The 11,852-nt window shown below is 47.4% G+C and carries 14 protein-coding genes; all 14 read right to left on the reverse strand.

All coding sequences use genetic code 11. The annotated features are described in order from the left end of the window. Window positions 1-29: 29 nt before the first annotated feature. The 14 genes from BLA28_RS07325 to BLA28_RS07395 all read right to left on the reverse strand — a co-directional run bounded on the left by BLA28_RS07325 (window position 30) and on the right by BLA28_RS07395 (window position 11,729). A complete protein-coding gene (locus tag BLA28_RS07325) occupies window positions 30-1,406 on the reverse strand; it encodes a C39 family peptidase (protein ID WP_071698952.1) in 1,377 nt (458 codons plus the stop codon). Continuing rightward, window positions 1,406-2,398 carry a hypothetical protein gene (locus BLA28_RS07330; protein ID WP_009258065.1) on the reverse strand — a complete coding sequence of 331 codons (993 nt, stop codon included), beginning with the start codon at window positions 2,396-2,398 and terminating at the stop codon, window positions 1,406-1,408. Before BLA28_RS07330 ends, BLA28_RS07325 begins: the two co-directional genes overlap by 1 nt. 11 nt (window positions 2,399-2,409) lie before the next feature. Beyond that, the gene (locus tag BLA28_RS07335; protein WP_009258066.1) at window positions 2,410-3,120 is read right to left on the reverse strand and encodes a hypothetical protein; all 711 of its coding nucleotides are present in this window, start codon (window positions 3,118-3,120) and stop codon (window positions 2,410-2,412) included. Between the two features lie 40 nt (window positions 3,121-3,160). Beyond that, window positions 3,161-3,472: a fimbrial protein gene (locus BLA28_RS07340; RefSeq protein ID WP_227123557.1), complete on the reverse strand. Its 312-nt coding sequence runs from the start codon at window positions 3,470-3,472 to the stop codon at window positions 3,161-3,163. Between the two features lie 333 nt (window positions 3,473-3,805). Further along, window positions 3,806-4,357 (reverse strand): hypothetical protein, encoded by a 552-nt coding sequence (locus BLA28_RS07345; protein WP_009258068.1) that lies wholly within the window; start codon window positions 4,355-4,357, stop codon window positions 3,806-3,808. A gap of 16 nt (window positions 4,358-4,373) precedes the next feature. Next, window positions 4,374-5,510: a MarR family transcriptional regulator gene (locus BLA28_RS07350; protein ID WP_009258069.1), complete on the reverse strand. Its 1,137-nt coding sequence runs from the start codon at window positions 5,508-5,510 to the stop codon at window positions 4,374-4,376. Between the two features lie 697 nt (window positions 5,511-6,207). Continuing rightward, window positions 6,208-7,599, reverse strand: a complete 1,392-nt coding sequence (locus BLA28_RS07355) for a tyrosine-type recombinase/integrase (protein ID WP_007862346.1) — start codon at window positions 7,597-7,599, stop codon at window positions 6,208-6,210. Then, entirely contained in the window at window positions 7,577-8,014 is a 438-nt protein-coding gene (locus BLA28_RS07360; protein WP_007862347.1) for a helix-turn-helix domain-containing protein, read from the reverse strand. Before BLA28_RS07360 ends, BLA28_RS07355 begins: the two co-directional genes overlap by 23 nt. A gap of 104 nt (window positions 8,015-8,118) precedes the next feature. Further along, entirely contained in the window at window positions 8,119-8,346 is a 228-nt protein-coding gene (locus BLA28_RS07365) for a helix-turn-helix domain-containing protein (RefSeq protein WP_002569114.1), read from the reverse strand. A gap of 30 nt (window positions 8,347-8,376) precedes the next feature. Further along, complete coding sequence (locus BLA28_RS07370) at window positions 8,377-8,757, reverse strand: type II toxin-antitoxin system PemK/MazF family toxin (protein WP_002569115.1); 381 nt, start codon at window positions 8,755-8,757, stop codon at window positions 8,377-8,379. Between the two features lie 487 nt (window positions 8,758-9,244). Further along, window positions 9,245-9,793 carry a sigma-70 family RNA polymerase sigma factor gene (locus BLA28_RS07380; protein WP_006059623.1) on the reverse strand — a complete coding sequence of 183 codons (549 nt, stop codon included), beginning with the start codon at window positions 9,791-9,793 and terminating at the stop codon, window positions 9,245-9,247. A gap of 300 nt (window positions 9,794-10,093) precedes the next feature. Further along, window positions 10,094-10,630 carry a hypothetical protein gene (locus tag BLA28_RS07385; RefSeq protein WP_002592913.1) on the reverse strand — a complete coding sequence of 179 codons (537 nt, stop codon included), beginning with the start codon at window positions 10,628-10,630 and terminating at the stop codon, window positions 10,094-10,096. Between the two features lie 104 nt (window positions 10,631-10,734). Next, window positions 10,735-11,349 carry an ImmA/IrrE family metallo-endopeptidase gene (locus BLA28_RS07390; protein ID WP_002592912.1) on the reverse strand — a complete coding sequence of 205 codons (615 nt, stop codon included), beginning with the start codon at window positions 11,347-11,349 and terminating at the stop codon, window positions 10,735-10,737. 11 nt (window positions 11,350-11,360) lie between these two features. Then, window positions 11,361-11,729, reverse strand: a complete 369-nt coding sequence (locus tag BLA28_RS07395) for a helix-turn-helix domain-containing protein (RefSeq protein WP_002569119.1) — start codon at window positions 11,727-11,729, stop codon at window positions 11,361-11,363. Between the last annotated feature and the right edge of the window lie 123 nt (window positions 11,730-11,852).

Consider the following 11,852-nt stretch of genomic DNA (forward strand, 5'->3'; position numbering starts at 1 on the left):
CTCGTTTCTGATGCCGGGGTGCGGTGCGGTCAGCCAATAATCCAGAAAGGACCGCCTGCTGCCGCACGGCGGCTTGCTTCATTTAAGATGATGGACAGATCCCACAACTGCCCGCTTCGCTTGTAACTGGCCGGGTCAGCCACCATGATCTGGCCGTCTTTTACGCCACGGAGAACAATGAAGTGGCCGGATGAGGTAAAATGGCCTTCGGACATAATTGCCACGACCAGCTTGCCATCTGCGAGAGCGTCCAGAATCCGCTGGGGCTCGGAAGTCGTGCAGCCGGATACCGGAAGGCCCCATTCCTCCGCAGCAGCAGGGATCAATGCGTGATAAGAGCCGCTGCTTTTGCACCAATAGCCATTGTCATATGACCACTTTGCCATTTCCACCGGGTCTACCATATCGTCCGTGAGGGAGGAAACCACGATTGCCATGGCGGTGGGCCCGCACCCATAGCCGCCGATGTTATCGGTGCCATAGGGTTGACTGGCATAGCGTTCATCCAGCTGATTGTAATAAACAACCGGGGTCCCGCCGTCGGTAAAGGTTACATCTCCAAGGGAGGGGATACTGTTCCCTGTCCACTCGTCCACATTTTGCAGCAGGCCGTCGCCTAAAAAGAGACTTAGGTTAGAGGCATAATCGGACGCCAGTTCTTTCTGCTCATCCGTAAGCGCGAAAACATGGTCGGCAAGATAAGACTCGCCGTTGTAGCGAATGGTATAGATCATCCAGATCTCGGTGGAGATGGTTTCCTCACCGGTCTCCGGATCTTCGGATGTGACCTCACGGCTCTCCCGCACACTGGTATAAGAGTATAGATGCTCTTTGTTCTCCCGCAGGACAGTGGACAGGTCATCCAGCGAAATGCTCTCAAAGTCTTCATCCCGGGCAGCGCAATACTGTGAAACGATGAGGTTGGCGTTGTAGACCAGGCCGGAAGAATAGGGGTTTTTGACCTCCATTTTGTCGGCGCCAGAAGAGGCAAAGTCCACTTCGATACGGGCCATCACATCATCCAGCGCCTCACCCAGAATGGCGTTGATGGCAAAGGTAATGTCGTTGGCGTTTTCTACGATGGCGGTTTCGCTGTTGAGGATAGGCGTGTCAGGATCAGCTGGTGAAAAGGCATTGACCAGCCCTCCAAAAATCAGGCCGGGCAGCATCAGGAGGAAAAGGACAGGCAGCAAAAGCAGAATGGCAATGACGGCAATGATTTTGCCGATGTGCTTTCGGCCGGCCCAGACGGCCCCAGCCACAGCCCCATAGGGGCCGGCGGCGGCAGCGCCTTTCGCTGCTCCAGAGATGGCCTTGCCAGCTTTGATAGCGCCTTTGACCGTATGTGCGGCAGAGGCCGCAGCATCTACTGTTTCGGCGGAGCTGTTTTTTTGTTCTTCAGCCATTAGAGTTTGTCCTTTCTTTTGGGAGTAGGCGGCAGTTTCTTCACGATGGATTCGTGATAGGCAATCGAGCCGTCCGGTGCCATATAGGGGGATTTTTCAACCGCATCCGCGGCATACTGCTTATACCAGGCAGTACCATCTACAGCGTGAACGGTTGTGTATTGGCCTTCCGGCGCCACATACTGGTCTGCATGATACATACCAAAAGCGATGCCTTCTGGATGCTCCGGAGTGACTTCTGTGCCGGTAATGCGGCCGCCGCCAATCTCCACATTCTGATAAGTGGGAATATTCTCGGCCCCGGGCTCCAATGCCGCATGACCCATGTAGGAATGCAGAGCTTCTACAGCTTTATCCCCGGTCATAGTTCCCATCTGGGTGATACTCCCGGTAGCAACCGATCCTATGACATTGTTGGCAAAATTGCCTCCTTTGCTTACGGAGGAGGCGTAGATATGTCCACCGATGCCGCCTGCAGCGCCGCCGACCAGCCCACTTAATCCGGAGGGCTTGGCATCCGGGGGCGTTGTGGCCGTTTTGACCGCATTATTGGTAACATTCCTTTTAATCACGCCGGCCAAGCCACCGCTGGCAAAACCAGCGCCGAATCCAGCACCGCCTTTTCCGCCACCGTTTGCACGGACATGGGAGGAATGACTGCTGCGGCCTCCCGCAAAGTGATTGCTGGCAAAGCTCTTAAATCCGCTGAATCCCCTGGCCGCAATCATAGCCTCCGCCAGCATACTGCCTCCGGTATGGCCGACATTGACGCCCAGACTTGCCATAAAAGAATCGATCTTCTGTGATACTTTAAGAAATCCGATTGCGCACATAAACCAGATCAGCACATTCCCCGAAACGGCTTCTTTGCCTACGGCGTCCACTTGTGCCTGGACTTCTTCCTCCGAAATAGCGAAAGCAGGCTGGCAGAACAGACAGGAGAGAGCTGCGACCATCAGCGCAAGGAACAAAATTTTCTTGAGTCTTTTCAAAATGGCCCTCCTTACAAAGAGAGCGGGTTGGAGATAAACGAACCAACCATGCTCGTGAACAGGCGCAGGCACCAGGCGTTCATCAGCAGAAGAAAAATCTGACCGCCCAGCATCCGGCACCAGGATTTCCAGATGTTTGATGTTGTCTGGCTTGCCCCCATGGAAAAGGCTACTGGAGCCGTATAGACCAGCACGCCGAGCAATACATATCGCTCTGCCGCTTCCAGCAGCAACTTCAGGTAGTTCCACGCCAGAATGATGACTAAAATCAGAGTGATAAGGGCCACAGCCCCATTGGCGCACACCCCGATGATGACCAGCATGACAGAATTGAAATCCGCAAAACTGAGTGCCGGCAGCTCCGAATCCATAATCCAGTTATACGGTGTGCCGCCGATGGTCAGGATCATGCTGACAATCTCATTGGAGAAGAACGCTAAAAGAATAAAAATGACGGACCGGATGCTCAATTTGAGCGGGTCTTCCGCTTCAATACCGGCTCCCAGGCCAAAGTTCTTGAACAGCTGCCACACCCAGTTAAGGAGAATGATACCGATGCCCAGTGCCACAAAAACGCTGTACATCGTTTCGGCTGCGGGAAAGTAGCGCAGAAATACCGCCATATCGCAGCCCAGTGCCCCCAAAACCGAGGTGGTTATCAAGTCAAGGCCCGCCATGACCTGCTCTGCAATCCATTCAACAATGCCGTCCAGAATACCCATAGGTCATGCCTCCTTTCGTCGGGTATCAATGTGATGCCGATCAACCTGCCCACTGACCACCCTCAAAGAAGGGGACGATATAGGACATGATAAAGCCCAGACTGTTTAAGATGGCCCAGGTGATAACAATTCGTTTGAGCCAAGCTCTGCTTTCATCCACCGTTTTACCAGAACGGGAGAAATTCATGAGCAGCAATGCTACCGAAGCGGTCACAATGGCCGCAATCGTGGAGATAGCGAGGATCTGCGTGTAGACATCCTGCATGATTTCTGTGGCCTTTGTCCAAACATCGGTTGCGGCAAAGGCCGGCTGGCTGAACATCAATGAGACGGTGGGACACAGAAACGCCATATAAGCGATTCTGCCAATGGAAAAACGGCGCGGAGGGCTGGTATCGCCGTTTCGCTTTTGGTGAGGAATCTTGCGTTTTTTCAATTTTCGGACCTCCAATCCAAATGTAATATGCGGGACTCAAACAAAAGAGGAGCCCGCAGCTCTTGTAATAGATGCGGGCTCCCTCCCCAATCGGCCGGTCATTAGGGCAGCAAAAAAGCACCTTGAAAAAGGTGCCGTTCACTGCCTGCATTCAGTTTTGGGTGCAAGTTTGAGCATATTCAGTTTAGCACACCAGGATTTACGGCTCAAGGGCAGGAATGCGCCAATTTCATTCCCGTATTCTGCCAATTATTTGCCCTTGGCCTTTTCATCTGGTTTTGGCGCTGGAAAGAACTGTTCCAGCATATCCAAACTGTCTTTGGAGGTGTACCCCCATAGTACGGAACTGAGTGCGTCAATGGCTTCCCTGCGCCTGCGGTAGTAAGTACGGAATGAGATGTCCCGGATATGCGGACGCAAATTCTCGATGATCTCCTCCACATTTTTGAGTTGCTGCGGGGAGAGGAAGGAGTAGTAAAGCAGCCAGTAATAGGCCTCGCCGTTCTTGTGGCGGGTACGAAGCAATTCGACTGCTGAATCCAAAAGTTTCAGCATTTTGTGGCTGCGCTCAATGCACTTAGCATGGTGTTCAATATCGCTCCCATTCAGATCGGCGCCGGCCAGATAGATGGAATCCAGAAATTCCTCGATGGATGTGCCGTATTCGATCTCAAACTTGGAACGCACATGCTGGACAGAAATTTCCAGGCTCCACACCACATCGCGGTATTTTTTCAACAGTTTCCAGGTATCATGGTACAGCGGGTTTTCTGCGACATCTTTTTCAACAAATTTCTTCATGGTAAGACCTCCTTATTCAATTCTCCGCGACGGGAGAGAGTGTAAGTTCAAAAGTGGTGACCTGCCTGTTCCCGCACAGAATGGACAAGCCAAAACAGAGCGTTGACTGTTCCCGTGCGCGGGGTAGTAAATCTTCCCGGCAGTCGCCCGATAAGGGATATAACTTATAGCGGGAGAGGGGACAACCAAAGCACGAAATCCCTTGTGCCATCAGGATTTGAGCCATCTTTTGGATGATAATTTCAATGTGCGATTTTGAAACGCTATTGAGTTCGTTTGAAACGATAACCTCATGCTCTATACTTGGTGTGTTTTGGCTGGAGCCTGATTCATCGGGGAGTTCCAAATGGATGTTGAGCGTCATAGCGACCTCCTCTTTGTCCACCATAACATCCGATATTTCAAACATGGTGGACAGGTAATTTTTCAAATAGACCACGCTGCCGTGTCGGCCCGGGAAGGACATAAGGGAGATATAGTCCAGTGCGGCCAGCTTTTTGAGGACGCGGCCGACTGTCGCCCGGGACACCCCCCAGCGGACAGCCAGTTCAGTGTAGGCAACAAGAGGATTGCCGGTGCCGTTGCGGAAATAGACTACTGGCCCCAGGTCTGACCCCTGTACCTGATTATCGTTGTAGACGGCTGAAACCCAGAGGTCCAGAATAATATCCATTTCGGAGCATCGGCTTGTGCTGATGAGATCTGTGACAACGGAAACGGGCAGAAAGAAAAAGCCGGTATCCTTTTGGCAGGGAGCATTATATTCAAGCACCGTGTTATGCCGCGCCCAGTCGCAAATTTTATAGCGGATCACATTGCCGCGATCCAGTGTATGAAAAGTGATAAAGTGCTGTTTCTGCAGTTGTTCCAGCACTGTCAACGCCTGGCATTGAAACCGTGTGCGAAACCATTGGGACACTTCCTTGAGTGTGCAGACCCATTCGCCCGGATAGATGGTATAGCTAATACCATCAATGCGGCGGTATGAAGTGCGGAAGTTTGCGTAGCTGCAAAGCACGGTAAAATAAAAAAGACCAGAGCCTCCGCTTGTGCGAATGCTCCGGTCTGCCATCAGCCGATGGACGAATTGCCGATAAATCCGGCATCGTGGGTAATCCACGACCTGTTTGATCTGTAATTGATAAGCCGGCATGGAAACCTCCTATTTTAAGATTGATTCTATTGCATAAAAATGATAAAATAGCCCGGGATGCGTATAAAAATAACACACCCCGGGCGGGCCGCTCTGCTAATAATCTGCTAATTTGCGTTTTTACAAAAGCTCAAAAATGCCGTCTGCTAATTTTTTGCTAATTGCGCGAAAGGTATTCCAGCGCCTTGAAACTGTGCAGAATGACACAAAACGGCGTGAGAAACCAAAAATTCATTGGGCTAAATTGACACAAAACGAAGCGGAATGTAGTGTAAGGGAATCGTAGGACAAAGAGTTATTTGTTCTCCTAAGCGAAAGGCCGTGGGTTCGAATCCCGCCAGGGACGCCAGCAAACACGCCGAAAACCTTTGATTTATCAGGGTTTTCGGCTTTTCTTATTTCTGCGGCTTTTGTGGCTTTTTTGCAAAAAACCTTGGTTTGCTAACATTTGCTAACGAGATTTGGCCTTTTGCTAAGAAAGGCGGTAAGTCAGAGGTTCGATTTTTACCAAAGGAACTTGCAAACATTTGTTAGCAGAAATTAGAGGAAGTTGCAAACAAAATCGCGAATTTGCTAACATCGCTCAAAAATGCTTTCAGAACCTTGCTAACAAAAAAAGTGTTTGGTCACTGTGCAAAGTGGTTCAAACGAAGAAAACCTCTCACAAAGTGAGAGGCGTTCTTCTGAGGGAGGGACTTTATAAAGCTTTTGCCAGCTGCTTGAGCAGTGCGGCAGTTTCGGGATTTTTAAGCAGTTCCAGTATCTTCGCTGCATCACTTTCATCACTTTCAGTGACGGCAGTATCCGCAGTTTTAGGCTCTGTATCTTCAACAGGGTCAGGAGTCTTGGATGAGTAAAATGCTTCCTCCAATCGCTGAGCGTTTATGCAGCGATCCTCGTCGATGATGTGAGAGTAGACATCTGCAACCATTTTTACCTGAGCATGACCAGAGTCGCCCTGGACGGATTTCATATCGCCACCATTGAGTTTCAGCTTGTAGGTGATACTGGAGTGACGGAGAGAATGGAATACAACATGAGGCAGTCCGTTTTCTTTGATAAGTTTATTGAAAGCACGGTTAATCACCTGGCTTTCCATCGGACGGCCATTGCTGGAGCAAAAGACCAGGTTATTGTCGATGTATTCATCTCCAAACAGATCCATCAGCTCATCAATTTCTTTTTTTCTCTCTACCAGCATATAGGCAACTGTTTTCGGCAGGTACACGCGGCGAATACTGGTTTTGGTTTTAGGCTCTTTCAGGACCAGAGCAGTATGGGTACTGGCTATGCAAGGTGGAAACTTCTTAATAACACCTTTGTCGCTCAAATCGTCCAATGCACCTCGTGTAACCCGTTGCAGCTCTTTGTTGACGAATATATAAGCTGAACCATTTTCTATGCTCTGTGGTGCAATATCAATGCAGTCCCAGGTAAGGCCCAGCATTTCACCAATGCGTAAAGAGCAGGAGAACGCCAGATTTAAGGCAAGGGAGAGGATAGGATCATCACAGACTTCCATAGCCTTGCTCAGCGTTTCGGCAGTCCATATATCCCGTTCTTTATGTTCTTCTTTGGGAAGTGTCGCATTCAGGACAGGGTTACGGCTGATTAGTTCCCAACGCACCGCCTGATTAAAGGCACTGCGAAGTAGCTTGTGAATTTCTCTTACTGTATGCGGGGTCAGATATTCGCTTGTGGGTTTGCGGTTGTTGACGCTTACCGTTTTCACAGAGAGCAGATCACGGTAATACTTATCCATCATCCTTGGAGTGATGTCGGATAGTAACATATCTCCGATAATAGGAGTTATGTAGTTTCTCGCCAGACCACGGCGGCTTTCATATGTTGACATTGCCCAGGTATTTACACCATAGATGGACATATATTCATCGAGCAGATCGTTCAGGGTCTTTGCCGTAGGAATAAAGAAGGTTCCAGAGTCCTGCTCATACTCAATTTGCTTTTTTCGTTTTTTTGCTTCTGCATTTGTGCTGAAGGTTTCCCAACGCTGTCTGCGTTTTCCGTTTTCATCTGTGTAATCATACACCACAGAATATTTGCTTTTACGCTTCACGATAGATGCCATTTTCATTGCTCCTTTCTGAGATTTTCACATAATGAGTTTGCTTTTGATACCAGGCTTCAAAACTGCTGGTAATGATACGAATTCTTCGATCAATCAAGGTCGTCTCAAAATAGCCCCTTTTAACAAGGTCATAAGCTGTGCCAGATTTCAGCCCCAAAAGATCCGCCATTTCCGGAACTGACATCGTAGTATGCCTCCATTTCTCTCCGGGCGGTGTACCATCCACTTTTTTATAGTGGAACTGGCCGGCATACCAATCTTCAAAGCTATCCAGCATAACTCTCATTCGTCCGGCCACTTGAATTGTTTTGAAATAGTTCTTTTTAACCAACCAGTAGGATTCTACTTTACCAAGCCCAAGCATTTTGCCCATCTCTGGTACAGACATACTGGTCTTTACTCTTTGTTTTCGCATGGCTTTTGCCTCCTCTATAAAGTTTTTCTTGCTATGGCCTCATTGTAAGAGAAAGCAGAAAAAAAGTTAAGGATGTCGATTTGGAGATCGGCATCCTTGACAAATCATTCATCTGCGTGATCCAGCCAGTCATCAAAGCTCTTTTTGGAAATGCGGATATGACCGCCGACTCTGACGCTGTGGAATACACCCTGTTTTACCAGATTATATGCTGTGGGACGACTGATACCCAGAATGTCCTGAATCTCATCGACCGTATAGGTTCTTTTGTCATAGCTGACAGGATTTTGTTCATTAAAGCGGTTCAATTCCGCAATTCTTGCTTCAAACATAAAAACGCCTCCTTTATCCGGTAAGTGGCCTTACGGAGCCTCCATTTCCTCCGGAATATGAATATCTAAACTAACTTGCAGAGCATCATCAATCGCTCTCATTTCTTCGCGAGATACGCGCCCAATGTACGATAAAACACGCCTTTTATCAATCGTTTTAATTTGCTCCAGCAGAACAACAGATTTCAGTCCAAGCTCTGGAACGCTCTCCAGTGCATAGTGTGTGGGCAGCTCCTTTTTCTTAATCCATTTACTGGTGAGTGGAGCTACGATCAAAGTGGGGCAGAAAAAATTCCCCACATTGTTTTGAAGAACCAGGACAGGACGGGTGCCGCCTTGCTCTGATCCAAAATAAGGGTTCAAATTGGCATAATATAAATCCCCACGCTTATAAATCCAATCTTCTTTCATGTTCATCCTCCTATGTTTTGAGATTTGATTATGTAAGAAGGAGGCTCTGCAAATTACAGAGTCTCCTTCAATTTAGCGCCTGTTTTATCCCTTACTTGTCCACGACACCCCAGGGATTTGGGTAATCATTAAGCCGCAGGTGGCTGGCCTGCTTCTCAGGAGTTTCACCTCCACTTCGTTTGGTCTTACCCATGGCCTGCGACGGTTATTATCACGCTCGGACTATGGCTGTAAGAGAGCTTTCCTCCTTGTTATGCCATGACCGGATGCCATCCGATGTATTCCAGCCTGATATATTTCTGATAAACCGAAAACTCATCTATACAGCAAAAATGGGTTGGCCTGTTATGCGAGTGGCAGCTCTCAGAAAATATACCGCTGATGTAGCGGCTATTACGCCCAAAGAGGATCAAACTTAATGATTCGTATATGAGGTTGTCAAGGTGCAAGTGAAAGGATTTCCCTCTCACTTGCTACTGCCACTTTTTTAGAAAATCGCAACCAACTTTTTTATTTTTTCTTCAATTTTTTTCAATCGCTTATCTGCGGCTTGCCGAGTAATACCATATCGTTGGGCTAAACAAGTTGCATTTGGTATTTTCATTTCATAATAGGACAATATAAAATCTCGTTCTGCTGGACTCAGTTTCAATAGAGCTTGGTGTAAATCCTCAAGAAGTAAATTCTGAATAGCTTGTTCCGCAGTATCAACAGATTCATCCACAAACAAATCTGTATCCTGATAACCTTCCTCTGTGCCGTCACGATCTCCCACATGAGAAGCCGGGAATATAGAGCGACTTTTCTCATGTTCCTGGAGATAGCGGCTGTGGCGGTCCTCCTGTTGGTATTTTTCAAAATCTTTGCGAGAACATTCCATGATAATGCGGTCATCTTCATCACGGAACATTTTGACTGTTTCAACAAAAAAGCGCCCAGTAAAGCAACCATTGCGGCGTGCCTTACTGAACGCTGAAAAACTGATTTCCTCCCATTCCTGTGGGCTGTTATTTTTCCAAATGAATACTCTCGTCATATCCTTTCCTCCGTTCAAATTCTTGGTAGTCAGCGAATTTGAACGGTGTCATGGATATTTTGCTATGTACGCCTCCCAGCGCATACCGGCCTCCTAATACCGGGCAAAGAAAAAGGCCGGAAGTGTTTTCACCTCCAGCCATGTTCCTGCCGCCATATTGCAGCAGGAATGAAAAAAGCCCGGTTAATGCCGGGCCTTATGTAGAAAAGTATTCAATTTAGCGCATTCCTGCCACTATAACAAGTATAGCAGGTCGGAAGTCGGAAGGGAGTAGGGATTAGGTCGGGGATTTGTCGGGATTTAGTCGGGATTTAGTCGGGGCAGCTCCTCCAGGACTTCTGGAATAGAATATCCAAACAAGCAAACAGAAAATAAATAGATGGCTTCTCGTTTTCGGTCATAAAAGACACTGCGCTCTATATTTAGTTCTTCCAGCAATTCTTTCTCTGTACTGTTGAACCGATAGATAAATTGCTTAGTCAAAATTTCATAGTAAAGTTCTCCTCGATCCGGATACCGTTTCAGACGAAGGAGTGCACGGTCAATAATATTGACTAGCATTTGATTTTGAACAAGGCAGCAAACTTTTTCTTCAAAGGCTTGCAGTTCAATATCTGGTGCAAAATTTTCAAGATAGCAGAGGCCAGACTCTATATCTTGTTCTCCCATAATCCAAGCAGTTTCTTGTAATTCTTCTGCCCGTTCACTCAGAACCCAGACTACATCACGGTAAATCTTTAGAATCAGCTTACTTCTATGAAACGCAGCGTCGCTGTTAAGCCCCAAAGCTGTTAGCCTGCTGTTACATTTTTGGATTGTTGTGCTTTCTTTTCTCATAGAACATCCCTCCTTGTTCGCAATATTGCGAACATATTAGGTACAAAATAGCATAGCAGAGGAGCGTGAGAGAGGGCAGTGCCTCTCTCTATTCCCCCATTTGGTTATATCAGGTTTCTGGATTTTAGACGAATCTGCATTGCTTGCTTGGAAACCTCAAAAATATTTGCCATTTCAGCAATGAGCTGTTCATCTGTCCGGCCTATTTTAAGCCGGTAAAAACATTTTTTGATCTGCGGTAAAGGCATCAGCAGAGCAGAAGCCAGAGTATCCGCCTGACGCTCAATTATGCCATGACTTTCGTCGGAAGAAACATTTCCGTTATAAGCAGCAACATCTCCAGTACCAGAGTACAACTTCTTATGTAGTACCCAATGAGCCAGCTCATGGGCACAGGTAAAACGGAGCCGCCCTAATTTTGACGGATCACAAAGCCGTTCATCAATTAAGATTGTACCGGCTCTTACTGCAATCATTCGATACTGTCTCTGTATCTGGTCATATAAGACAACAGCACCGTCATCGAAAATTGTTTCCCCTAATATCTTGGGGTTTTTTCTTAGTGTATGAAACTCCAGGATTAGATCAAACTTTGTCTCGATAATGGTTTCGATTGGCACAGGACATGGTTGCCCGGATAGCAGAGAGGGATCATATTCCATCAGGATTTTTCGCCCTACTGCCTCGATTGCTTCTGTACGGATTTGTGGAATTGACAAAGCTCTCCCCCCTATCGTTTACGCTCCTTTAGCATTTTCATAAATGTCTGCCATTCTTCATCGGTAGCATCTACTTCTTTTGCCACACGCAAGGCTGCCCGAACAATATCTTTTTCCATGATATAGTCTGGCAAATCAGCAGATACTGTATTGCGTGATTTTGCAGCCAGATCCAAAAGCAACTCATGTTCTGATTTATCCAAATTCAGAAAGGCAGAGATGCGTTCCACAAAATCTCCATTGGGTGCAGGACGGCGGCTTTGCTCAATATCACACAGATAACCGTAAGCAATATTCAAATGCTTGGCTGTATCGCGTAAATTGAATTTGTGCGCCTTGCGTTTCTCGGCTATAAATGATCCAAAAGTTATATTGCCCACAGCATTCACCTCTCATTTGTTCGACGAACTGCGAACATCTTGCTTATATTGTATATCGAACATCTGTTCACTTCAAGGATAAAAATTTCATTTGAAAAGAGGTGTTAAAAATCAATAACACCT

Origin of the sequence: Eisenbergiella tayi (genome assembly GCF_001881565.1) — a bacterium.
Taxonomy (GTDB): domain Bacteria; phylum Bacillota; class Clostridia; order Lachnospirales; family Lachnospiraceae; genus Eisenbergiella; species Eisenbergiella tayi.